Source organism: Pseudomonas sp. UF-293, from assembly GCF_058245595.1.
The window spans coordinates 65,983-89,656 of sequence record NZ_JBSICA010000016.1 but is presented as its reverse complement, the minus strand read 5'-3'; the positions used below and the strand labels follow the sequence as shown (position 1 = coordinate 89,656).

19 protein-coding genes are annotated in these 23,674 nt (G+C 60.2%); 11 read left to right on the top strand and 8 right to left on the bottom strand.

What is annotated here, in order from left to right:
* The first annotated feature begins 116 nt into the window (after window positions 1-116).
* The 4 genes from lon to AC4IHP_RS17575 all read left to right on the top strand — a co-directional run bounded on the left by lon (window position 117) and on the right by AC4IHP_RS17575 (window position 6,630).
* The gene (lon, locus tag AC4IHP_RS17590) at window positions 117-2,513 is read left to right on the top strand and encodes an endopeptidase La (RefSeq protein WP_016775334.1); all 2,397 of its coding nucleotides are present in this window, start codon (window positions 117-119) and stop codon (window positions 2,511-2,513) included.
* Between the two features lie 149 nt (window positions 2,514-2,662).
* The gene (locus AC4IHP_RS17585; RefSeq protein ID WP_003183171.1) at window positions 2,663-2,935 is read left to right on the top strand and encodes an HU family DNA-binding protein; all 273 of its coding nucleotides are present in this window, start codon (window positions 2,663-2,665) and stop codon (window positions 2,933-2,935) included.
* A 227-nt stretch (window positions 2,936-3,162) separates the two neighbouring features.
* Entirely contained in the window at window positions 3,163-5,034 is a 1,872-nt protein-coding gene (locus AC4IHP_RS17580) for a SurA N-terminal domain-containing protein (RefSeq protein WP_490832309.1), read from the top strand.
* A 741-nt stretch (window positions 5,035-5,775) separates the two neighbouring features.
* On the top strand, window positions 5,776-6,630 hold the full coding sequence (locus tag AC4IHP_RS17575) for a DUF2242 domain-containing protein (protein WP_490832308.1): 855 nt from the start codon (window positions 5,776-5,778) through the stop codon (window positions 6,628-6,630).
* A gap of 389 nt (window positions 6,631-7,019) precedes the next feature.
* Here AC4IHP_RS17575 and AC4IHP_RS17570 read toward each other — a convergent pair whose 3' ends face one another.
* Window positions 7,020-8,060 (bottom strand): AraC family transcriptional regulator, encoded by a 1,041-nt coding sequence (locus AC4IHP_RS17570; RefSeq protein ID WP_490832307.1) that lies wholly within the window; start codon window positions 8,058-8,060, stop codon window positions 7,020-7,022.
* A 3-nt stretch (window positions 8,061-8,063) separates the two neighbouring features.
* Window positions 8,064-9,194, bottom strand: coding sequence for a nitrilase-related carbon-nitrogen hydrolase (locus AC4IHP_RS17565; protein ID WP_490832306.1), 1,131 nt, complete (start codon window positions 9,192-9,194; stop codon window positions 8,064-8,066).
* A 207-nt stretch (window positions 9,195-9,401) separates the two neighbouring features.
* Between AC4IHP_RS17565 and AC4IHP_RS17560 the strand changes: the two genes are divergently transcribed.
* Window positions 9,402-11,441 carry a 2,4-dienoyl-CoA reductase FMN-binding domain-containing protein gene (locus AC4IHP_RS17560; RefSeq protein ID WP_460120174.1) on the top strand — a complete coding sequence of 680 codons (2,040 nt, stop codon included), beginning with the start codon at window positions 9,402-9,404 and terminating at the stop codon, window positions 11,439-11,441.
* Window positions 11,442-11,566: 125 nt separating this feature from the next.
* Window positions 11,567-12,502: a 1-aminocyclopropane-1-carboxylate deaminase/D-cysteine desulfhydrase gene (locus AC4IHP_RS17555; RefSeq protein ID WP_490832305.1), complete on the top strand. Its 936-nt coding sequence runs from the start codon at window positions 11,567-11,569 to the stop codon at window positions 12,500-12,502.
* Between the two features lie 142 nt (window positions 12,503-12,644).
* Here the strand turns inward: AC4IHP_RS17555 and AC4IHP_RS17550 are convergent, their stop codons facing one another.
* A complete protein-coding gene (locus tag AC4IHP_RS17550; protein ID WP_434766049.1) occupies window positions 12,645-13,193 on the bottom strand; it encodes a cytochrome b in 549 nt (182 codons plus the stop codon).
* Window positions 13,194-13,486: 293 nt separating this feature from the next.
* Window positions 13,487-13,852, bottom strand: coding sequence for a hypothetical protein (locus tag AC4IHP_RS17545; RefSeq protein WP_490832304.1), 366 nt, complete (start codon window positions 13,850-13,852; stop codon window positions 13,487-13,489).
* On the opposite strand from AC4IHP_RS17545, the gene AC4IHP_RS17540 reads away from it, so the two are divergent.
* The gene (locus AC4IHP_RS17540; RefSeq protein WP_460120167.1) at window positions 13,827-14,168 is read left to right on the top strand and encodes a hypothetical protein; all 342 of its coding nucleotides are present in this window, start codon (window positions 13,827-13,829) and stop codon (window positions 14,166-14,168) included. The genes AC4IHP_RS17545 and AC4IHP_RS17540 overlap by 26 nt on opposite strands.
* 88 nt (window positions 14,169-14,256) lie before the next feature.
* Here the strand turns inward: AC4IHP_RS17540 and phnX are convergent, their stop codons facing one another.
* Window positions 14,257-15,084 (bottom strand): phosphonoacetaldehyde hydrolase, encoded by an 828-nt coding sequence (gene phnX, locus AC4IHP_RS17535; RefSeq protein ID WP_490832303.1) that lies wholly within the window; start codon window positions 15,082-15,084, stop codon window positions 14,257-14,259.
* Window positions 15,085-15,138: 54 nt separating this feature from the next.
* Window positions 15,139-16,248, bottom strand: a complete 1,110-nt coding sequence (locus AC4IHP_RS17530) for a 2-aminoethylphosphonate--pyruvate transaminase (RefSeq protein WP_024013452.1) — start codon at window positions 16,246-16,248, stop codon at window positions 15,139-15,141.
* A 113-nt stretch (window positions 16,249-16,361) separates the two neighbouring features.
* Here AC4IHP_RS17530 and AC4IHP_RS17525 point away from each other — a divergent pair, with 113 nt between their 5' ends.
* On the top strand, window positions 16,362-17,222 hold the full coding sequence (locus AC4IHP_RS17525; protein ID WP_460120163.1) for a LysR substrate-binding domain-containing protein: 861 nt from the start codon (window positions 16,362-16,364) through the stop codon (window positions 17,220-17,222).
* A 96-nt stretch (window positions 17,223-17,318) separates the two neighbouring features.
* Here the strand turns inward: AC4IHP_RS17525 and AC4IHP_RS17520 are convergent, their stop codons facing one another.
* Window positions 17,319-18,191: a LysR family transcriptional regulator gene (locus tag AC4IHP_RS17520; protein ID WP_490832302.1), complete on the bottom strand. Its 873-nt coding sequence runs from the start codon at window positions 18,189-18,191 to the stop codon at window positions 17,319-17,321.
* 270 nt (window positions 18,192-18,461) lie between these two features.
* Here AC4IHP_RS17520 and AC4IHP_RS17515 point away from each other — a divergent pair, with 270 nt between their 5' ends.
* Window positions 18,462-19,787: an MFS transporter gene (locus AC4IHP_RS17515; protein ID WP_490832301.1), complete on the top strand. Its 1,326-nt coding sequence runs from the start codon at window positions 18,462-18,464 to the stop codon at window positions 19,785-19,787.
* 72 nt (window positions 19,788-19,859) lie between these two features.
* Window positions 19,860-21,251, top strand: a complete 1,392-nt coding sequence (locus AC4IHP_RS17510; protein ID WP_490832300.1) for an FAD-dependent oxidoreductase — start codon at window positions 19,860-19,862, stop codon at window positions 21,249-21,251.
* A gap of 8 nt (window positions 21,252-21,259) precedes the next feature.
* Here AC4IHP_RS17510 and AC4IHP_RS17505 read toward each other — a convergent pair whose 3' ends face one another.
* Entirely contained in the window at window positions 21,260-22,654 is a 1,395-nt protein-coding gene (locus tag AC4IHP_RS17505; RefSeq protein ID WP_490832299.1) for a type VI secretion system Vgr family protein, read from the bottom strand.
* Between the two features lie 221 nt (window positions 22,655-22,875).
* Here AC4IHP_RS17505 and AC4IHP_RS17500 point away from each other — a divergent pair, with 221 nt between their 5' ends.
* Entirely contained in the window at window positions 22,876-23,580 is a 705-nt protein-coding gene (locus tag AC4IHP_RS17500) for a YebC/PmpR family DNA-binding transcriptional regulator (RefSeq protein ID WP_490832298.1), read from the top strand.
* Window positions 23,581-23,674 lie beyond the last annotated feature (94 nt).

Below are 23,674 nucleotides of genomic sequence, written 5' to 3'. Positions count from 1 at the left end.
TTTAAGTCGTTTTTTACCTCCGCTTTACGCTTGTTTTTTTTCGAGGCAGCCCCCATCTTGGTTTCAAGCTTAATTCCATCTGATTACGGCCGTACGGCCGCCGTAGAGGCGAAATCATGAAGACAACCATCGAATTGCCTCTCCTGCCATTGCGTGATGTCGTGGTTTATCCGCACATGGTTATCCCGCTGTTCGTGGGGCGCGAGAAATCCATCGAAGCCCTCGAGGCCGCGATGACGGGCGACAAGCAGATTCTGCTGCTGGCCCAGAGAAACCCGGCTGACGATGATCCCGGTGAAGACGCTCTCTATCGCGTGGGTACGATTGCCACCGTTCTGCAGCTGTTGAAGCTGCCTGATGGCACCGTCAAGGTTCTGGTCGAAGGCGAGCAGCGTGGCACCGTCGAACGCTTCAGCGAAGTCGATGGTCACTGCCGTGCCGAAGTCTCTCTGATTGAAGAAGTCGACGCCGCTGAGCGCGAGTCGGAAGTTTTCGTACGCACGCTGCTGTCGCAGTTCGAACAATACGTGCAGTTGGGCAAGAAAGTCCCGGCTGAGGTCCTGTCGTCGCTTAACAGCATCGATGAGCCGGGTCGTCTGGTCGATACCATGGCCGCGCACATGGCGCTGAAAATCGAGCAAAAGCAGGAAATCCTCGAGATCATTGATCTGTCGGCGCGTGTCGAACACGTGCTGGCGCTGCTCGATGCCGAGATCGACCTGCTGCAGGTTGAGAAACGCATTCGCGGTCGCGTCAAGAAGCAGATGGAGCGCAGTCAGCGCGAGTACTACCTGAACGAGCAGATGAAGGCCATTCAGAAAGAGCTCGGCGACGGTGACGAAGGTCACAACGAAATCGAAGAGCTGAAAAAGCGTATCGATGCTGCCGGTCTGCCGAAAGATGCACTGGCCAAAGCCACCGCCGAGCTGAACAAGCTCAAGCAGATGTCGCCGATGTCCGCTGAAGCCACCGTCGTGCGCTCGTACATCGACTGGCTGGTGCAGGTGCCGTGGAAGGCGCAGAGCAAGGTGCGCCTCGATCTGGCCCGTGCAGAAGACATTCTCGACGCCGATCACTATGGCCTTGAAGAGGTCAAGGAACGCATCCTTGAGTACCTCGCCGTGCAGAAGCGCGTGAAGAAGATCCGTGGCCCGGTGTTGTGCCTGGTTGGTCCTCCTGGTGTGGGTAAAACCTCGCTGGCGGAATCGATTGCTCATGCCACCAATCGCAAATTCGTGCGCATGGCCCTGGGTGGCGTGCGTGATGAAGCGGAAATCCGTGGTCACCGCCGGACCTACATCGGTTCGATGCCGGGTAGATTGATTCAAAAGATGACAAAGGTGGGCGTGCGCAACCCGCTGTTCCTGCTCGATGAAATCGACAAGATGGGCAGCGACATGCGTGGCGACCCTGCGTCGGCGTTGCTGGAAGTGCTTGATCCAGAGCAAAACCACAACTTCAACGATCACTATCTGGAGGTCGATTACGACCTGTCCGATGTGATGTTCCTGTGCACCTCGAACTCGATGAACATCCCGCCAGCGCTGCTGGACCGGATGGAAGTCATCCGTCTGCCGGGCTACACCGAAGACGAGAAGATCAACATCGCTGTGAAATACCTGTCGCCAAAACAGATCGCCGCCAATGGTCTGAAGAAAGGCGAGCTGGAATTCGACGAAGAAGCGATCCGCGACATCATCCGTTATTACACGCGTGAAGCGGGCGTGCGTGGCCTTGAGCGACAGATTGCAAAGGTGTGCCGCAAGGCGGTCAAAGAGCATGCCCTCGAAAAACGCTTCTCGGTGAAAGTGACAGCTGATCTGCTGGAGCATTTCCTCGGCGTGCGCAAATTCCGTTACGGCCTGGCCGAGCAGCAGGATCAGGTGGGTCAGGTGACGGGCCTGGCGTGGACTCAGGTTGGTGGTGAATTGCTGACCATCGAAGCCGCAGTGATTCCGGGTAAAGGACAACTGATCAAGACCGGTTCGCTCGGTGACGTAATGGTCGAATCGATCACTGCCGCACAAACCGTGGTGCGCAGCCGCGCCAAGAGTCTGGGCATTCCGCTGGACTTCCACGAGAAGCGCGACACCCACATTCACATGCCGGAAGGGGCGACCCCGAAAGACGGCCCTAGCGCTGGCGTAGGCATGTGCACGGCGCTGGTCTCGGCGTTGACCGGCATTCCGGTGCGCGCGGATGTCGCCATGACCGGTGAGATCACTCTGCGTGGGCAAGTGCTGGCAATTGGCGGTTTGAAAGAAAAACTGCTGGCGGCACATCGCGGCGGAATCAAGATTGTGATTATTCCGGAAGAAAACGTCCGCGATCTGAAGGAGATTCCTGACAATATCAAGCAGGATCTGCAGATCAAACCGGTTAAATGGATTGACGAGGTCCTGCAAATTGCGCTGCAATACGCGCCGGAGCCCTTGCCGGATGTGGCTCCGGAGATAGTTGCCAAGGACGAAAAACGCGAGTCTGATGCCAAGGAAAGAATTAGCACGCATTAATACGTTTTAGCCTGGGGGGCTTTCCTTGACAGCATTTTAGAGCCCTTGTTATAAAGCGGCTCTTAAGTGTCTGTAGGCCATTCAGCACTCGTTTTTGCTTTCACCAAAAAACTTAGAAACATCTCAAAATAGATATAAGGGGACTTAGAGTGAACAAGTCGGAACTGATTGATGCTATCGCTGCATCCGCTGATATCCCGAAAGCTGCTGCTGGCCGTGCGCTGGACGCTGTAATCGAATCCGTCACTGGCGCTCTGAAGGCTGGCGACTCCGTTGTTCTGGTTGGTTTCGGTACTTTCTCCGTGACTGACCGTCCGGCTCGTACCGGTCGTAACCCGCAAACCGGCAAGACTCTGGAAATCCCGGCTGCCAAGAAGCCTGGTTTCAAAGCCGGTAAAGCACTGAAAGAAGCTGTTAACTGAGTTTTCAGGTTTTTACCCATCCGGGTCGGGGTCAAGCCTGACTTGGCAGCGGAGCGGTAGAGCAGGTGGCTGGAACAGACACCTGTAACGCCGGGATCGAGGGTTCGAGCCCTGTCCGCTCCGCCAGTTACGAGAAGGCGCATCCTCGGATGCGCCTTTCTTCTATCCGGATTCTACCCACGCTCCACGGTTGCCTAAATTGAAGTTCAACCGTTTCTGGGGGACGCATGCTGCAGAATATCAGGGACAATTCACAAGGCTGGATTGCCAAGACCATTATCGGAGTCATCGTTGCACTGATGGCTCTGACCGGTTTCGATGCCATTTTCCAGGCCACGACTCACAAGAACGAGGCGGCCAAGGTCAACGGTGACGAAATCAGCCAGAACGAGCTGAGCCAGGCCGTTGACATGCAACGCCGTCAGCTGATGCAACAGCTGGGCAAGGACTTCGATGCTTCCTTGCTCGACGAAAAAATGCTCCGCGAATCGGCTCTCAAAGGCCTGATCGACCGTAAGTTGCTGCTGCAAGGCGCCGAACAGGCGAAGTTCTCCTTCTCCGAAGCCGCGCTGGATCAGGTGATCCTGCAGACGCCTGAATTCCAGGTCGACGGCAAGTTCAGCTCCGAGCGTTTCGACCAGGTGATTCGTCAACTGGGTTACAGCCGTATGCAGTTCCGCCAGATGCTGGCTCAGGAAATGCTGATCGGCCAGTTGCGCGCGGGTGTTGCCGGCAGCGGTTTCGTCACCGACGCCGAAGTGCTGGCATTCGCCCGTCTGGAAAAACAGACCCGTGATTTCGCCACTCTGAACGTCAAGGCCGACCCGGCTGCGGTCAAGCTGACCGATGACGAGGTCAAGGCTTACTACGACGAGCACGCCAAGGAATTCATGACGCCGGATCAGGTGATCATCGATTACGTCGAGCTGAAGAAGTCGTCGTTCTTCGATCAGGTCGCGGTCAAGGATGAAGACTTGCAGGCGGCGTATCAAAAAGAGATCGCCAACCTGTCGGAACAGCGTCGTGCCGCGCACATCCTTATCGAAGTGAACGACAAGACCTCCGAAGCGCAGGCCAAGGCGAAGATCGAAGAAGTCCAGGCGCGTCTGGCCAAGGGCGAGAAATTCGAAGCGCTGGCGAAGGAGTTCTCGCAGGATCCGGGTTCCGCCAACAATGGTGGTGACCTTGGTTATGCCGGTCCTGGCGTTTACGACCCGGCTTTCGAAAAAGCGCTGTACTCCTTGTCGAAAGACCAGGTGTCCGAGCCGATTCGTACCGACTTCGGTTATCACCTGATCAAGCTGCTGGGCGTGGAAGCGCCTGAAGTGCCGACTCTGGCCAGCCTGAAAGACAAGCTGACCCGCGACCTGAAAGCCGCGCAGGTCGAGCAACGTTTCGTGGAAGCGACCAAGCAACTGGAAGACTCGGCGTTTGAGGCCTCTGACCTGGCACAGCCAGCAGCGGACCTGAAACTGACCGTGCACACATCCAAGCCGTTCGGTCGTGAAGGTGGCGAAGGTGTTGCCGCCAACCGTGCCGTGGTCACTGCTGCGTTCAGCCCGGAAGTAATTGACGAAGGTGCCAACAGCACCGCCATCGAGCTGGATCCGGAAACCGTGATCGTGCTGCGTTCCAAGGAGCACCTGAAGCCTGCGCAACTGCCGCTGGAAAGCGTGAGTGCAGCGATCCGCACTCAGCTGACCAAAGAGCACGCCAGTGCCGAGGCCAAGACCCGTGCCGAGAAGCTGATTGCCGATCTGCGTGACGGCAAGGCGCCGCTGGACAAGGCCATCGATGGCCAGAACTGGAAGATCACCGAAGCGGCCACCCGTGGTCAGGAAGGGGTTGATCCGGCTGTGCTGCAGGCGTTGTTCCGTATGCCGAAGCCGGCTGCCAAGGACAAGCCGACGTTCTCCAGCGTCACCTTGCCGGATGGCAGTCTGATGATTGTGCGTCTGAATGGCGTCAACGAAGCGGCTGCACCGACGGATGAAGAGAAGGCGCAATATCGTCGTTTCCTCGCTTCCCGTGAGGGGCAGCAGGACTTTGCGGCGTATCGCAAGCAACTCGAAGCTGAGGCGAAGATCGAGCGGTTTTGATCTTTTGACTGATGTTTGAAGGAGCCCCGGCCTGATGGTCGGGGCTTTTTTTTGGGGGCGTGGCGGCCTTTGGGCCGGCCATGCTCTGGGTGGTTTGGGTGAATATCCGTTTCTTCGGGTGCGGCGGCTGGCGGTTTCGCCCTTACGGCGAGGCACTTTTTCCAGACGCCGAAAAAGTACCCAAAAAGGCTTGCTCCTACGTTCGGCCCTCGCAGGCTCGGGTTCCTTCGCTGCGGGATCGATCCTGGCGCAGCGGCTCCGGTTTGCTTCGCTGCACCTCCTTCCGCTGTGTCTGGCTGCGCCAGACGGTCGCTGCGCTCCCACGCCCGGATCAATCCCTCCACTCAGCCTTCCGACGTCGCCGGTGGATCAAAAGCAAGATCAAAAGCACTCGAGCTTGCGCTCATTGTTGAGTGGGGCGGCTTCGCCGCGGGCAACTGCGCTGCTTTGCTTTTCTGTGGGAGCGAGCCTGCTCGCGAAAGCGGCCTGACAGCCGACCTGATTCTTGGATGTACACCGTCCCTTGGCGTTTAGAACACGTCGGGCGGCTAGGGTGTTGTGGCCGTCGAGTCAACAAGCGACAGCGAAATTGCGCGCATTGATCGACCATTTGTCCACGCGGCTTTTTGCTGGCGGTCATGACCGGTAAAGTTGTAACCGATTCTTGACACTATTCCATGCGCCATGGGGCGGCGATCTGTTGCACAATACGCCCCGGACTGTTTTCCCTCAGGATGTTCAATGTTGATTTCCACTCCCATGCGTGTTGTCGGGCTGGCGCTTTTGTTGACTGCGGTGGCCGGGTGTTCGAAGGACAAGCCGATCTATGAGCATGAGAACTTCGATGACTCCGGCACCTTTTCGCGCAATTACCCGGTGACCGATACCGCCAGCTGCGAAGCGGCCCGGCGCGCGTTGCTCAGTCAGGGCTACATCATTACCAGCAGTGATCCGAAACTGGTCAGCGGTCACAAGAGCTTCCAGCAGACTGGCGAGACCCACCTCGAGATCAGCTTCAACGTGGTCTGCGCCGAAGATGGCAGCGCCGGGCATCACGCGACGGTGTTCGCCAACGCCCTACAGGACCGTTATGCGCTGAAGAAGACCAACAACTCGGCCAGTCTCGGGGTTGGCGTGCTGGGTTCGGTGTCGATGCCGATCGGCTCTTCGGACGACTCGATGGTCAAGGTCGCCAGTGAGACGGTTACAGCGCAGAAGTTCTACGAGCGGTTCTTCACGCTGGTGGAGCAGTTCCTGCCCGCCGATGCGAAGAAGGCTGCACACATCGAAGAAAAACCGAAAACCGACCTCGGTATGCCTGAGCCGAAGGTGACGCCTGCTCCGGCTGCTGCGCCACTGGTGCCGACACCGGCAGCAGAACCGACCCCCGCGCCGGCTGCGGAACCTGCACCGGCCCCGGCTGAAACCGCGCCCGTGAGTTCCGAACCGGTGGCGCCGCCAGCGGAGTCGACGCCGATCACGCCTGCGCCTGTTGAAGAGCCAGCGCCGGCCAGCGAAACCATCACGCCACCGACCAACCCGGATATTCCGCCACCGTCCGAGCCGATTCCGGCGATGCCTGCGTCGGGCCAATAAAAAACTCAGCGAAACCCTGTGGGAGCGAGCCTGCTCGCGAAGGCGTAGTGTCAGTCGGCAGATGATCAGACTGTCACACCGCTTTTGCGAGCAGGCTCGCTCCCACAGTGGTTTTCGGGTTGGCTTAAGATCTGGTTACATACCTGCGACATCATCGCCGCGATAAATCCCCAACCACCTGCTACGTTTTATTGATGAAGGCCGCGCTTCACTTTTCCTTCACACGGGCACTTTATGCTCGGGGCAAAGGTCGATTGACCAAGCCATTTTCATAGCGAGCAGTTTGGGGGATTTATACGATGGATGAGTATCAGGAAGAACTGCTCGAATACCAGGCTTTTGAGCTTGATCAACCAGAGCCGGCCGACGACGCCACGGAGCTCTGAGCTTCAAGCTCCCGAGCGATAATTTCGTCGAGACTCGCCCGGCGTCTGCCCGCTCCAGCGTTTGAATGCACGCTGGAACGCTTCGGCTGAGGCGAAGCCCAGCAGGTAGGCGATTTCGCCGAATGCCAGTTCGGTGTCGCGGATGTAGGTCATCGCCAGGTCCCGGCGTGTGTCATTGAGGATTGCGCGAAACTGCGTGCCTTCCTCGGCGAGTTTGCGCCGTAAGGTCCATGTCGGCAGTTTCAGGCGTGCCGCGACTTCTTCAAGATCCGGCTCGCGGCCGCCATTGAGCAACGGGCCGAGCAATTGGGTGATGCGCTCGCGCAGGCTGCGGGTGCGGGTCATTTGTTCCAGCTCCCGCTCGCACAGTTGCAGCAGATGCCGCCAGGTGCCCGGACAATGTTCAGGGTTGCGCAGGGCGAGACTGCTCAGGCTCAGGCGCAGTTGGTTGTGTTCGGCGCTGAACTGGATCGGGCAATCGCCGAGCACCGTGTAAGCCTCGCGGTAGTCCGGCGCGTCGAACTCGATCTCGATCCGCTCGGCGCGCAGCGTTGCGCCGCACAGGCCCGACAATTGGTGCAGCCAGCCGGCGAGGATCGAGTCGACCACGAAGCGGTTATAGGCGTTGTACGGGCTGATCGAGTAGAAGCGCAGCCAGGCGCCGCTGGCGTCTTCATGGAAACTGGATTGTCCGCGATAGTTCGAGCCGTAAAGGGGCTCGAAGCGTGTCAGGCAACGGGCCGCTTCGCGCACAGTGGGTGCTTGCGCGGCGGTGATACCGGCCAGCCCAGCCTGATTCAAGCGGATCATTCGGCCCATGCGCAGGCCAAGTGCCGGATCGCCGGTCAGTTGAATCGCCGCGTGGCCCAGGCGCATGTAACGCGGGATCGACAAGCGCGCCCCGGCCTCGGCCAGCCGCTCGGCATCGAGGCCGTATTGCTCAAGCAGAGGCAGCGGATCGGCGTCGTGGCTGCGCACGGCATCGGCCAGACTGTGGACGAAACCCACCGACAGATCTCCGAGGCGCATCGGCTGCGGCTTCATGGTTTACAGCCAAACGTTCAGCAAACGCGCACCACGCGCCTCGCCATCGGCGAACTGCTGGCCATTGCTGCTGAGGAAGCTTCTGCCGGTACTCGGCTTGTCCCAGAATTGCCCGCGCATGAACACACTGACACCGGCGAGCGCGTGGCTGCTTGGCGGTTGCGCAGTGAGGGTCAGTCGATGCCAGGCCTGTCCTTCGCTGAGGTCGCCGGGCTTGAGGCTGACCGAGCCCGGCGTGCTCGAACCCTTGTAGCCGCGCCATGGCTTGTCCCAAGCGCCTTGGCCAATAACCTGCGCCGGCACGGCCACCAGTTGCGCGCCTTGTTCATCGAGGGTGCGGTAGTTGCCGGGGTACCAGCTGTCGCTGCCGATCAGGATGCCCAAGCGACCGGCCGGTGTGTCGACGACCTGGATGGCGTGTTTATCTTCGGCCTGAATAACGCCTTGCTGATCAAAGATCGGATGCATCTGCCGTTGCGGCTGGCCCAACGGTACGCCGTCGCGACCAAACACCACGCTGCTATTGAACAGCGCGCCGCTGCCAGGCTTGAGCCGGCCGTCGCGGATGCTTGGCTCCGGCAGTACGATCGAGCCGGCGACCAGTGTGACCTGGAACTCCTTGGCCAGACCGCCGAACAGCGCCTGGTAATCCTTGGCCATGGCCTTCGCTTTCATCCGCAGATAAGCATCGTCCAGCCGTTGCTCGCCCTTGGCTCGCAACCACGCGCGGGCGAACAGCAGCGGATTGCTCGCCGCCAGCCAGTTCATCGCCTCAGCCAGCGTCGGTGCCTGATAGAGCTCGTCCTTCTCGCCGCTGATCATCAGCCAAGTACCGACGTGCTCAGGCAATACCACTACGGTTTTTTCATTGAGCAAGCCTTGATCGCGAGCCTGCTGCAGGTACGCCGCGAGTTTGCGATGCAGGCGTGCGGGGCTTTGATAATCGGTGGGGAACAGTTCGGGCTGGATGCCGAGCAGGTTGCCACGGTCGGCGGGCGTGCCCTGATCAACGGCGAGCTTGATGCGCAGGTCGGACAGGTAATGCCCCGCCGGCCGGTCTGCCGCCCACATGGCGTAGGTGGTCAGGGCGGCAACGAGGGCCATGGAGAAAAACAGATACAGAAGTTTGCGCATGAAAACCAACAACAGCCGGGTACAGAGTGTGGCGCCTAGGGTAGGGCCCATGGCCCTGATTGCCAAGGGGCGCTGCGCATTTGGATCAATAACTTGTCAGTTACGGTCATTGAGTGACAGCGGTGCGACTCTTAGTCTGTCGAACATGACTGACGGGGGACGCAGAGCTCCCGCAACTTTCCGTGATCGCTCGTTGTGGAGTTACTGATGACCACCGCCCAATACCCGCACCTGCTGGCCCCGCTGGACCTGGGATTCACCACGCTGCGCAACCGCACCCTGATGGGCTCGATGCACACCGGCCTGGAAGAAAAGCCGGGTGGCTTCGAGCGCATGGCGGCGTACTTCGCCGAACGCGCCCGTGGCGGTGTCGGGCTGATGGTCACCGGCGGTATCGGCCCGAATGACGAAGGCGGCGTGTATTCAGGTGCGGCCAAGCTCACCACTGAAGAAGAGGCGCTCAAGCACCGCATCGTCACTCGCGCGGTGCACGAGGCGGGCGGCAAGATCTGCATGCAGATCCTCCACGCCGGCCGTTATGCCTACAGCCCGAAACAGGTAGCGCCGAGTGCGATTCAGGCGCCGATCAACCCGTTCAAGCCCAAAGAGCTGGACGAAGAGGGCATCGAAAAGCAGATCAGCGATTTCGTCACCTGCTCGGTATTGGCGCAAACCGCCGAATACGACGGCGTCGAGATCATGGGGTCGGAAGGTTATTTCATTAACCAGTTCCTCGCCGCCCACACCAACCACCGTACCGACCGCTGGGGCGGCAGTTACGAAAACCGCATGCGCCTGCCGGTGGAAATTGTCCGCCGCGTGCGCGAAGCGGTCGGGCCGAATTTCATCATCATCTTCCGCCTGTCGATGCTCGATCTGGTCGAAGGCGGCAGCACTTGGGACGAAATCGTCACGCTGGCCAAGGCCATCGAACAGGCTGGCGCGACCATCATCAACACCGGTATCGGCTGGCACGAAGCGCGGATCCCGACCATCGCCACCAAAGTTCCGCGTGCAGCGTTCAGCAAGGTCACGGCCAAGTTGCGCGGCTCGGTGAGTATTCCGCTGATCACCACCAACCGCATCAATACCCCGGAAATTGCCGAGCAGATTCTTGCCGAAGGCGATGCCGACATGGTCTCCATGGCCCGACCATTCCTCGCCGACCCAGACTTCGTCAACAAGGCCGCCGCAGGCCGCGCCGACGAAATCAACACCTGCATCGGCTGCAACCAGGCGTGCCTCGACCACACCTTTGGCGGCAAGCTCACCAGTTGCCTGGTCAACCCGCGCGCCTGCCACGAGACCGAACTCAATTACCTGCCAGTGCAGCAGATCAAGAAAATCGCCGTGGTCGGTGCCGGTCCCGCCGGCTTGTCCGCCGCCACCGTCGCCGCCGAGCGCGGTCATCAGGTGACGCTGTTCGATTCCGCCAGCGAGATCGGTGGCCAGTTCAATATCGCCAAGCGCGTACCGGGCAAGGAGGAGTTTTTCGAAACCCTGCGCTACTTCAACCGCAAGCTGCAAACGACGAATGTCGAGGTGTGCCTGAACACCCGTGTCGACGTGGCGAAACTGGTTGAAGGCGGTTACGACGAGATCATTCTCGCCACCGGTATCGCCCCGCGCGTGCCGGCGATTCCCGGCGTCGAGAATGCCAAGGTGCTGAGTTATCTGGACGTGATCCTCGAGCGCAAGCCGGTTGGCAAGCGTGTCGCGGTGATCGGTGCGGGTGGTATCGGTTTTGACGTGTCGGAATTCCTCGTCCATCAAGGCGTGGCCACCAGTCTGGATCGCGCGGCGTTCTGGAAAGAGTGGGGCATCGACACGCAGCTTGAAGCGCGGGGTGGGGTGGCGGGAATCAAAGCCGCACCGCATGCGCCGGCCCGTGAGGTGTTCCTGTTGCAGCGCAAGAAAACCAAGGTCGGCGACGGCCTTGGCAAAACCACCGGCTGGATTCACCGCACCGGTCTGAAGAACAAACAGGTGCAGATGCTCAACAGCGTCGAATACCTGAGCATCGATGACCAGGGCTTGCACATTCGCATCGGCGAAGCCGGCGAGCCGCAACTGCTGGCGGTGGACAACATCGTGATTTGCGCCGGGCAGGATCCACTGCGTGAGTTGCACGATGGCTTGGTCGAAGCCGGGCAGAACGTGCACTTGATCGGCGGCGCGGATGTCGCTGCGGAGCTCGATGCCAAGCGCGCGATCAATCAGGGTTCGCGCCTCGCGGCCGAGTTGTAAACACATTCTGTAGGCGCTGGCGCAGGCTGCAATCTGTTGATCCTGATTTCAACAGCAAGATCAAAAGATCGCAGCCTGCGGCAGCTCCTACTAGTATGGGGTCTTTTCCAGATTGCACAGCGCCCATGCTTTTGCCTCCCCCCAACTGGCTACCCCGAGCCCCTCTCGAACCGCTCCGTCTTGACTGGCTGGCAACCGCCGGCATTGAAGTGGCGATCCTGCGCCTCGACCAGATCGATTCGCTGATCAGCGGCAACAAGTGGTTCAAACTCGTCGAACATCTCAACACCGCTGAGCGCGCCGGCGCCGAGGGCCTTATCAGTCTCGGTGGTGCGCATTCCAATCATCTGCATGCGCTGGCGGCGGCGGGCAAGCGGCTGGGGTTCAGAACCGTGGGGCTGTTACGCGGGCATCCGCAGGACACGCCGACGGTGCAGGATTTGCACGCGTTCGGCATGCAGTTGCACTGGCTGGGTTATGCCGGCTATCGCGCGCGGCACGAAACGGGATTCTGGACGCCGTGGCTGGCGCAATATCCGACGTTGCATGCGGTGCCCGAGGGCGGTGGTGGACTCGCCGGTGCACTGGGTTGCGTAGCAATCACACAGCAAGTCGATGAGCAATTGGTGAACTTGGGCTGGGATGAATTCGACGCCTGGTGGCTGGCCTGCGGCACCGGCACGACCCTGGCCGGTCTGGCGCTGGCGGATAGTGGCAAGCGCTCACTGTATGGCGCACTGGCAGTGCCGGATGATTACGGCGTAGCGCCGAACGTCGAGTCGATTCTGGCGCAAGCCATCGGGCCCGTGGCGAGCTATCAGTTGATCGACGCCAGCCGGGGTGGCTTCGCCAAGGTTGACCAGACGTTGCTGACCTTCATCGAACAGACCGAGCGAACCAGCGGCATCCCTTTGGAACCGCTGTACACCGGCAAAGCCTTGCTGGCGCTCAAGCAGCATGTTGAAGCGGGCAAATTCGCCAGAGGTACGCGGCTCGTCGTTGTGCATACCGGCGGCCTGCAAGGACGCAGAGTTTTCGACATGCATCCTGCGGGTCACTGAAGTCTTGTGGCGAGGAAGCTTGCTGAAGATCGGCGGCGCAGCCGTCGTCAGCCCTCACCGCGCGATTATTCTGGCTTACAGCACGCTCAGGCTCTGGAGCTGCTGCACAGCCCAGCGGGAGCAAGCTGCCTCGCCACGAAGCTCAGCCGCGCTTGGGCATCATTCGCAGCAGGGTGTTATCGCGCACCACGTAATGATGATAAATACCCGCCAGCGCGTGCAGACCGATTAGCCAATAGCCGATCGTGGCGATCAGCACATGCCAGCCTTCGACTTGCTTGGCGAACGCCTTGTCTTCACCGACCAATAGCGGCAAATCGAAACCGTAGAACATGACCTGATGGCCCTCGGCACTGGTGATCAGCCAGCCCAATATCGGCATGCTGATCATGAACACGTACAACGCCCAGTGCATCAAGCGCGCTACCACGGTTTGCCAGGCGGGCGACGCGGGGAAGATTTTCGGCGCAGGGCCGAGGCTGCGCGCGAGCAGGCGAAACCAAACCAATACAAATACGGTCAGGCCCAGCAGATAGTGCATTTCGCGAATCAGCGTGCGACCGCCGCTGCCCTTGGGAAAGAAGCCACGCAGTTCCATGCTGGCGTAAACCAGCGCCAACAGCACCAGCATCAGCCAGTGCAGCAGAACCGAAACAGTGCTGTAACGCGATTCTGAGCTTGTCCACGGCATAAGATTTTCCTCGGGATCTGAATGCGATCAGCCGTCGTCACGGCACTGGTTTCACTGTAAACCTGCCGGGATGTTTTTGCCCGGAGTGTGTGATGTTTTTTGCAACGGCGGGAAGTGCGCTCTGTCTGGTTTTGATTTGATTGCCGTTTGGAAGTCAGTATTGGGTGTTGTTAAGTTTTGCGTAACTTTATGTTGTTTATATCTTGTGTTCTGTTTTGGTTTGAATAGTTTGTATTGGGTGCTTATTGTCTGGTCGGGTCTTTAATTGGTTGTTAAAGATTAAACGTATATTTTTATTTGAGTATGAATATGAAACCTCCGAGCCCGAAGCCTCGTCCGTCTATCACCACGACAAAGCCAGTAATTCCCGCCAAACCGGTCGTGCCACCAAGGCCAGTAGCCCCGACCAAACCGGCTGTGCCGCCGAGGCCAGTTGCCCCGACCAAACCGGCCGTGCCGCCGAAGCCAGTGGCCCCAGCCAAACCGGCCGTGCCGCCGAAGCCAGTGGCCCCAGCCAAACCGGTCGTGCCGCCGAGGCCAGTGGCCCCAGCCAAACCGGTCGTGCCGCCCAAACCAGTGACGCCGACCGACCCGGTCAAACCGACCTCGCCAATCGAATCCAAGCGGCCGCCAATGCCATGGCCGACGATCAACTTCAATATCGATCCAGTGGCGTTGATCGCATTGATCCAGGCTGCTGGAGCGACAGCCAATGCCGACGGTTCGACTACATTGCCCGACGGTAGTCTGATTGATGCGGATAAAACCTCGATCAAGCGTCCTGACGGAATTATTCAGCATGACGATGGCAGGGTGGAACATCCAAACGGGCTGATTGTCTGGCCGGACAATATCATTCAATATCCCGATGGACGCATTGTCTGGGAAGACGGTACCGAGCAATTACCGGATGGCAGCACCAAATATCCAGATGGTCTGGCTTATGATGCGCAAGGTAATATTGTCAGCGAGTAAGTTTCAATGCCGTGATTAGTACTTCTGATAAGCAAAAGCAAAAAAACACCGCTGATAACGATCGATCAGCGGTGTTTTTTAATGAGGCTCAAGCGTTTTGCGGCATTTCACCGTTGGCCAGACGCTTGTTAATGTCAGCGATCACTTCTGGCAAATCACTGATGGTGTCGATCATGTAATGCGGGCGCGAACTTTCAAACAGCGCGTGGATGCGCTTGCGTTCAGTGGCCAGTTCATCGCTGCCGAGTGCGCGGAAACCTTCATAGTCCAGACCCAGGGCGTTGCCCGAGCAAATCAGCGCAACCGTCCACATGCCGGCACGGCGACCTTCCAAAATGCCCGGCACGGTGTCGTCGATTTTCACGCACGCTGCAACATCGTCGATGCCCAGGGCGATCACGTTGGCCAACGCTTGTGCCGGCCATGGGCGACCGTTTGGCACTTCATCGGTGGCGACTACGTGATCGGCGACGTAGCCGTTGCTGGCGGCCAGTTCGACGACTTTGTCCATGACCGCTTTCGGATAGCCGGAGCAGGAACCGATCTTGATGCCTTGCGCGCGCAGTTGGGCGATGGCGTCCAGCGCGCCGGGAATCAGTGCCGAGTGCTCGGCGATTTTCTCGATCTGCAACGGCATGAAGCGGTTGTAGATAGCGGTGACGTCATCGTCGGTCGGCGTCCGGCCGAACACCTTGCGATAACGCTCGGCCACCTGCGGTTGATCGCACAGGGTGCGGATGTGGTCCCACTTGCCCATGCCCATCGGCCCACGGGCTTCTTCGATCGATACCTGCACGTCGAATTCGGCGAAGGCCTCGACAAAAATCTGCGTCGGCGCAAACGAGCCGAAATCGACCACGGTGCCGGCCCAGTCGAGGATCGCGGCTTGCAGCTTGTCTGGATTGGTGTAGTTCATGGCAATCAATTCCTGATTTGAAAATGAGATCAAAATGTGGGAGCGAGGTGAGGCTCAGATGTCGAGCACTTCCATTTCGCGCAGCACTTCACCCACTGCTGCCACGGCCTGGCGCATTTCGTCCGGGGTTACGTGGCCGATGCAGCCGACGCGGAAGGTTTCGACCTGGGTCAGTTTGCCGGGGTAGAGGATGTAACCCTTGGCCTTGACCCGCTCATAGAAGTCCTTGAACTGGTAACGCGGATCCTGCGGGGCATGGAAAGTGGCGATGATCGGCGCCTGAATCGCCGCCGGCAGGAAGCTGCGCAAGCCGAGCTTGTTCATCTCTTCCATCAGTGCCTGACAGTTCGCCGCATACCGCGCATGCCGCGCCGGCAGACCGCCTTCTTCGCTGTATTGCAGTAATGCTTCGTGCAGCGCCGCGACCACATGCGTGGGCGGGGTGAAGCGCCATTGCCCGGTTTTCATCATGTAGGCGTGCTGGTCGTACAGGTCCATCGCCAGCGAGTGCGAGTTACCGGCAGCGGCGGCCAGAGATTCTTTGCGGGCGAAGACAAAACCCATCCCCGGTACACCTTCCAGGCATTTACCGGAGGCGGCGATCAGCGCGTCGAACGGCACTTTTTGCGCGTCTACCGGCAATGCGCCGAAAGAGCTCATGGCGTCGATGATCAGACGTTTGCCGTGTTGCGCCACGACCTCGGCGATTTCCGCCAGCGGATTGAGAATGCCGGTGCTGGTTTCGCAGTGGATCAGCGCCACGTGGGTGATGTCTGCGTCGGCGCGCAGCAAACGGTCGACGTCAGCGGCGGTGGTCGGTTCGTCTTCGGCGGTTTCGAAGGTGCTGAACGAGCGCCCGAGCACTTCGCAGATCTTCGCCAGCCGTTTGCCGTAAGCGCCGTTGATCAGCACGAGAATTTTGCCATCACGGGGTACCAACGTGCCGATGGCCGCTTCGACAGCGAACGTGCCGCTGCCCTGTAACGGTACGCAATGGTGGCTGGCGGCGCCGTTAAGGATGGCCAGCAATTGCTCGCACAGGCTGGCGGTCAGCTGGTTGAAGCGGTCATCCCACGAACCCCAGTCGACCATCATGGCCTGACGGGTGCGGGCCGAAGTGGTCAACGGGCCGGGAGTGAGCAGAATCGGTGCGGCGGTACTCATTCGTGTGTCCTCGCGAAAACGCTGTGGGATGAAGCTACGGGGCCTACGTTGCAATTCGCCGCTGCATCAATCAAATTGTTTGTTGTTATGCCAGTCATCAGTGAGGGTTATTCATGAACCTGTTTCAGCTGCGCGCCTTCGACGCCGTGGCCCGCGAAGGCAGCTTCACCCGCGCGGCTGCACGGTTGTTCATCAGCCAGCCGGCGGTCACCGGACACATCAAGGCGCTGGAGGAGCACTACCAGATCACCTTGCTGCGGCGCACCGCGCGACGGGTGGAGCTGACTGAGGAAGGCACCAAACTGGCGGCGATCACTCGCGCCATGTTCGGCCTGGCGGAAGAGGCGCAGACGCTGCTCGAGGCCAATCGACAGCTGTTGACCGGGCGTCTGGAGGTGGCGGCGGATGGGCCGCACATGGTCATGCCGATGCTGGCGAGCCTGCGCGCACGCTATCCGGGCATCACGGTGAACCTGCGTCTGGGCAATGCCCAGGAAACCCTGGCGGCGCTGTTGTCGGAACACGCCGATGTAGCGGTGCTGACCGAGGTCGAGCCGCGCAAGGGCCTGCATCTGCAAGCGCTGAGCGAATCGCGGATCTGCGCGCTGGTGCCGGCGGGGCATCGCTGGGCGGATCGCTCAGGCGAAGTAAAACTCAAGGAGCTGGATCAAGTGATCATGGTTCTGCGCGAGCCGAGTTCGATTACCCGGCGCACTTTTGATCAAGCGTGTGCGCAGGCCTCGATTCAGCCGCGCGTGTTGCTGGAGCTGGACAGTCGCGAGGCGGTGACCGAAGCGGTTGCGGCCGAGTTGGGTGTCGGTGTGGTGTCATCGGTGGAGGTCAGTCATGACCCGCGCGTGGTGGCGATCCCGATTGCCGGGGAAGGGCTGGTGAACCGGCACATGATTGGCTGCATGGAGCGCCGGCGCGAGTTGCGCTTGATTCAGGCGTTTTTTGATCTGGCTCCTGTCTGAACACCGAGGCGACTCCTTCGCGAGCAGGCTCGCTCCCACACTACAGAGCGCGGTCCCATGTGGGAGCGAGCCTGCTCGCGAGGGGGCCAATACTGTTTACACAAGGCTCTCGCGAACCATATCAAGAAACGTCGCCACTACTCGCCGCGAACTCTGTTCGCGCAAGCACACCAGGGTTTCGGTCAGGCGCCTCTGGCAGTCGGTGATCGGCAACGCGCAGACCCGTGAGTCAGCGCCGAACTCAGCCGCTGAAACCACGCCAACGCCAATCCCCACCACCACGGCCTCGCGCGCCGCTTCCCGACCTTCAACCTGAATCGCCGGACGAATGCGCAATCCCGCTCGGGACATTTCCTCTTCCAGCGTCTGCCGGGTCACTGAACCGATCTCACGCAGCACCAGTGGCGTGTCATCCAGATCGGCCAGACAGATCGATTCGCGCTCGGCCCACGGATGATTGCGCGAAACGAACGCCACCATCGGATCGTTGCGCAACGGCACGCACAGCAAGCGTTCATCAGTGACATCGCGACCAAGCAACGCCAGATCGGCCTGATAGTTGAACAGGCGAAATAGCGATTCATCGGTGTTGCCGGTCTCGATTTTCACGCTGATGCCTGGATAGCGCTCGCAGAATCGTGCGATCTGCGGCAACACGTGGATCGGCGCGTCCACCGCGAGAATCAGGCTGCCGGTCTGCAGGGCCTGGGATTCCTGCAGCAATTCCTGCGCTTCGGCTTCGATCACGAACAGGCGCTGAGTGATCGCCAGCAGACGCTCGCCCAGGTCGGTCAGGCGTACGGAACGTTTATTGCGGTGAAACAGCAATACACCGAAGCGTTCTTCGAGTTTGCGTACCTGGTCGGAAATCGCCGGTTGCGTCAGATAAAGCCGCTCGGCGGCGCGGGTGAAGCTGCCATGGACGGCCACAGCGTGAAACGCTTTGAGTTGGGCGTGAGAGACGGACATGGTGGCTCCAGTAACAAGCTCAGCTTATGTGTGAAATACGATAAATCGATTTTATTTATTAAACAGTAATTGCTTTGATCGGCTCACGCCATCGCTGACTGTTCGGTCGAGCAGCGGCGCCGGCCCATGAGCCTGTGCGTGCAACAGCAGACTCATCTGACCGTTATCGCCGAAGGGAAGGGGCGGTATCGCAGTGCTCAACAATAAAAAACACAGGCGTTTTTCTTAACGATTCTGCCGGCACACTCACACCCTGAGGTCAGAACCACCATGAACAAGCACATCGGCACACTGGCGCGTTGGCGCGTGCAGATCTTCGCTATTACCTGGCTCGCGTACGCCGCGTTTTACTTCACCCGCAAAGCCTTTTCGGTAGCCAAACTGGGCATCGCCGAAGACCCTGATTTCACCCTCGACAAAATGGCCATGGCCAACCTCGACGCGATCTATCTGGCGGCGTATGCCCTCGGTCAGTTCACCTGGGGGATGCTCGCCGATCGCTTCGGTCCGCGAGTCGTGGTGCTTGGCGGTTTGCTGATATCCGCCGCTGCGGCGCTGGTGATGGGCAGTTTCGCTACCTTGCCGATTTTCGCCACGTGCATGTTGATTCAAGGTTTGGCGCAGTCCACTGGCTGGTCCGGGCTGTGTAAAAACCTTGGCAGCTTCTTCCCGTCAGAGCAGCGCGGGCGGGTGCTCGGCTTGTGGAGTTCCTGTTACGCGTTTGGTGGTCTGGTCGCCTCGCCTTTCGCTGGCTGGTGGGCCTACACACTGGTCGGCACCTGGCACGCGGCGTTCATTTCCAGCGCGGCGGTGGTCGCGGTGGTCGCCGTGCTGTTCTTTATCTTCCAGCGCAACAAACCGGAAGACGTCGGCTTGCCGGCGGTGGAGCCCGAGCCGGAACTGACCGCCGAAGAAACCGAAGCCAACAGCAAACTCAGCATGTGGGAGCCGTTGAAGGAAATCCTGCGCAACCGCACGGTGCTGGTGCTGGGCCTGGCGTATTTCCTGCTGAAACCGGCGCGCTACGCGATCCTGTTGTGGGGGCCGGTGATTGTTTTCGAACAGATGCCCAGTGTCGGCAAGGTCGGCGCGGCGATCATTCCCACCGCGTTTGAACTGGCCGGATTGCTCGGGCCGATCATGATCGGCCTGGCCTCGGACAAACTCTTCGGCGCCCGACGCATGCCGGCCTGCGTGCTGAGCCTGTTGGCGCTGACCGTAACGCTGGCGCTATTCATGGCTGCGCTCAATACCGGCAGCGTGTTGTTGGTCGTCGCGCTGCTGTTCGTCATGGGCCTGACGTTGTACGGCCCGGACTCGATGATCAGCGGTGCGGCCGCCATCGATTTCGGCAAGGCCAAGGCCGGCGCCACTGCCGCCGGTTTCGTCAACGGCTGCGGCTCGGTTGGCGCGGTGCTCGGCGGTTTGCTGCCGGGCTACTTCGACTCGGTGACGGTGTTCATCGTCTTCGCCGGATGCGCGCTGTTCTCGGCGCTGGTGCTGATTCCGCACTGGAACAGTCGGCCGGTCGGCGTGATGGAGCCGCGTGCGGCGATCCCCAACTGCGCGCTGAGCGTCAAACCGTTGCGTTCCTGAAACCCCTCGCCCCGTGGCCTGCTGCGCGGTGCGCGGCAGGTTGCGTCGTGGCTTTCTGACTGGAGATTTCCCATGCGACCGTTCTGGCTCGAGCAGGCCTTGCAGGCCGACGTATCCGAACAGTGTCCACCGCTGCAAGGCGAGGTGCGCACGGATGTGTGCATTGTTGGCGGCGGCTACACCGGACTGTGGACGGCGATCATGCTCAAGCAGCAAAACCCCGAGTTGGAGGTGCTGCTGATCGAGGCGGACATCTGCGGTGCCGGTGCCAGTGGCCGCAACGGCGGCTGTGCATTGTCATGGTCGGCAAAATATTTCACCCTGGAACGCTTGTTCGGCGTCGACGAGGCGGTGCGTCTGGTCAAGGAATCCGAGCGCAGCATCCATGCGATCGGCGAGTTCTGCGAGCAGTATGGCGTCGATGCCGATTACCGCCTCGACGGCACGCTGTACACCGCGACCAATCGCGCTCAGGTCGGCGCAACTGACGCGGTGATCGCGGCGCTGGAGCGTAACGGCATCAACTCGTTCAGCCAGCGACCGCTCGCCGATGTGCAGCGCATGGCTGGCTCAGCAAAACACCTGGAGGGTTGGTTTTCCCCGGCGGCTGCCAGCGTGCAACCGGGCAAACTGGTGCGCGGTCTGCGCCGGGTGGCGCTGCAATTGGGCGTGAAAATTCATGAAGGCACGGCGATGACCGGGCTGGAAGAGGGCCGCCCGGCACGCATTCACACACCGAGCGGCAAGGTCATCGCCGACCGAGTGGTACTTGCGATGAACGCGTGGATGGCCCGCGCGTTTCCTCAGTTCGAACGCAGTGTGGCGATTGTTTCCAGTGACATGCTGATCACCGAGCCGCGCCCGGACCTGCTGCAGCAAATCGGTTTGACCAGCGGCGTCACCGTCCTCGATTCGCGGATCTTCGTGCACTACTACCACAACACCCCGGACGGCCGGATCATGCTCGGCAAGGGCGGCAACACCTTCGCCTATGGCGGGCGGATGCTGCCGGTGTTCGATCAGCCGTCGCCATATGCCGGATTGCTCAAGCGCAGTCTCGCCGATTTCTTCCCGGCGTTTGCCGAGGTCAAAATCGACGCGACGTGGAACGGCCCGTCGGATCGTTCGGTGACCGGTTTACCTTTTTTCGGCCAGATGAGCGGGGCGGGCAATGTGTTTTACGGCTTCGGTTATTCCGGCAGCGGCGTCGGCCCGTGTCACATGGGCGGGCAGATTCTTGCCGCGCTGGTGCAAGGCCTGGATAACCCGTGGACCCGTTCGCCGCTGGTCAACGGGCCGCTGGGCTATTTCCCGCCGGAACCGATTCGCTACCTCGGCTCGCTGATGGTGCGCAACGCCATCCGCCGCAAGGAGCGCGCCGAAGATCACGGGCGCCGGCCTCGGCATCTGGACGTGCGCCTGGCCAAGTTCGCGGCGGCGGCGGGCAAGGCGGACAAATGCTGAGGCGTCGATCAATGTTCGGCGCGGTGGCTCAGCCAGTCGAGCAACAGGCTGTCGCGCGCGGGTTCTGATTCGCGCTCCGGCGGCTGGCGTGCGTGGCTGAGGCACAGGATCGGACGGTCCGGATCGCTGTCGAGGAAACTCACCCACACTTCACTGCCAGCGCGCGGTAATTGATCGACGGAGACGGGGCCGCTGAGCCGGTTCATGGCGATTGGCAGCCAGAGAGCGTCACTGTCGTTGCCGTACTGATTTTCAGTGGGCCACAAGATCACGGCGAGGCAGCCGTTTTCATCTACTTGCGCTGGCTGCCCCGGCGCACCCGCTACCCGCGCCAGGTGGTAACCGGCCACATTCGGACGCGGCTGTTTGAGTGCTGGGCGAAAGTCGCTCGACCAGGGCTGTGCAGTGAAATCGTTGTGATAGCGATGAACAGTTGCGGCCGGGTCAAGAATCGAAGGGTGCTGCCCGTGGTGGCGCACGGCGCTGATCAGCCATTGTTCGTTGAAATAATGGATCGGGTGCTCGGTCACCAACAGCAATCGGCCACTGAGCACCTCGCTGCAATCGCTGCGCCCGTGAATGGAGCGCAACTGGCAGCGTTGGCGTTGCAGATGACGCCGGCTGCGCTGTTCGGCGTGCAGACGTTCCAGCGATCGCGCGGGCATCGGCAACTCTGTCGAGACTTCGTTGGCTGCTTCGGCATTGCCGGTTGGCTGACCGCGATTGCGCACTGCGTGCAGCATTGGCACCGGCGCCGCGCGATGCTGTTGATAGAGCGCGCTGACGCACGGCGATGGTGGTTGCTCATCGACATTGAAGGGAATTTCGATCGGTTCCTGGGGCAGGCTCAGGCTGTCGTCGGCGAACACTACGACGTGTCCGTCCGGCCCATGTTCGAAGTGATAGTGGATGCCTTCTTCTTCGCATAGGCGCTGCACCAGTGCCAAGTCGCTTTCTTCGTACTGAATGCAAAACGCCCGCGCCGGGTAATGGCCCACGGTCATTTCAATACGGTAGCCATGCGCTGGCAGGGCATGTTCTTCGAGCAGTTGCTGGATGATCTGCGGCACACTCAGATGGGTAATCACGCGTCGTTTATGCGCTTTCGCCAGTTGTTGCAGATGCGGCACCAGGGTGAGTCGATAGCCTACCCGGTGCGTGCCGCGATGTTCGCAGCTGGCGCTGGAAATGACGCCGTGGAAACCGTGCTGTTCACTCAGCCGCAGAAAGGCCGGCCTGTGCAAAAAGGAGCCAGGGGCGATGGCCGGGGCGAGGCCGAGCAGTTCGATGTCGAAACGGTAGGGCTGGTTCAACGCTTCCTCGCCGCGAAAACGCACGACCGGCAGGCGCAATTCGCTGTCGGTCAGAGTAAGGGTGAACGGACTTTCCTTGTCATTGAGCATTCGAGCAGGCCCTGTCAGGCGATACGGGGTTTCAAGGGTACGAAACCGTCAGGCTGAATGGTCATGTCAAAGGCGCTTTTCAGAATCCCCCTACATGCTTTGGTGAAGATGTCGATTCCGCCGGCTGTTTTTTTGGGTGATTGCCGACTATAGGCCGTATAAACTTGCCGCCACGCGTCGGCCAATAGATGTCTCGGCGCCACAGATCAAGAGAGTGAGTAATGGGCGCACAGTGGAAGGTTAAACACAAAGAAGCGGCAGCCAACGCCAAAGGGAAGATCTTCGGCAAACTGGTGAAGGAAATCACCATTGCTGCACGCAACGGTGCCGATACCGCCACCAACGCACACCTGCGTCTGGTGGTCGAGCAGGCGAAGAAAGCCTCGATGCCAAAAGAAACCCTCGATCGCGCGATCAAGAAAGGCGCCGGTCTGCTGGGTGAAACCGTGCAATACCATCGCGTGACCTACGAAGGCTTTGCCCCGCATCAGGTGCCGCTGATCGTTGAATGCGTCACCGACAACATCAACCGCACCGTCGCGGAAATCCGCGTGGCCTTCCGCAAGGGTCAGTTGGGCGCTTCCGGCTCGGTGGCGTGGATGTTCAACCACGTCGGCATGATCGAAGCTTCGCCGGACACCCCGGACGCCGATCCGGAGATGGCGGCGATCGAAGCCGGTGCTCAGGATTTCGAACCGGGTGAAGAGGGCGCGACGCTGTTTCTCACCGACCCGACTGACCTCGACGCGGTGCAGAAAGCTCTGCCCGAGCAGGGTTTCACCGTGTTGTCGGCGAAACTCGGCTACCAGCCGAAGAACCCGGTCAGCGACTTGAGCGCCGAGCAAATGGCTGAAGTCGAAGCGTTCCTCGAAGGTCTCGACAACCATGATGACGTGCAGGACATGTTTGTCGGTCTGGCTGGCTGATCAGTTGCGTCAGTAAGGCCCTCTTCGCGAGCGGGCTCGCTCCCACATTTGCAATGCAGTCCAATGTGGGAGCGAGCCTGCTGGCGAATGACCG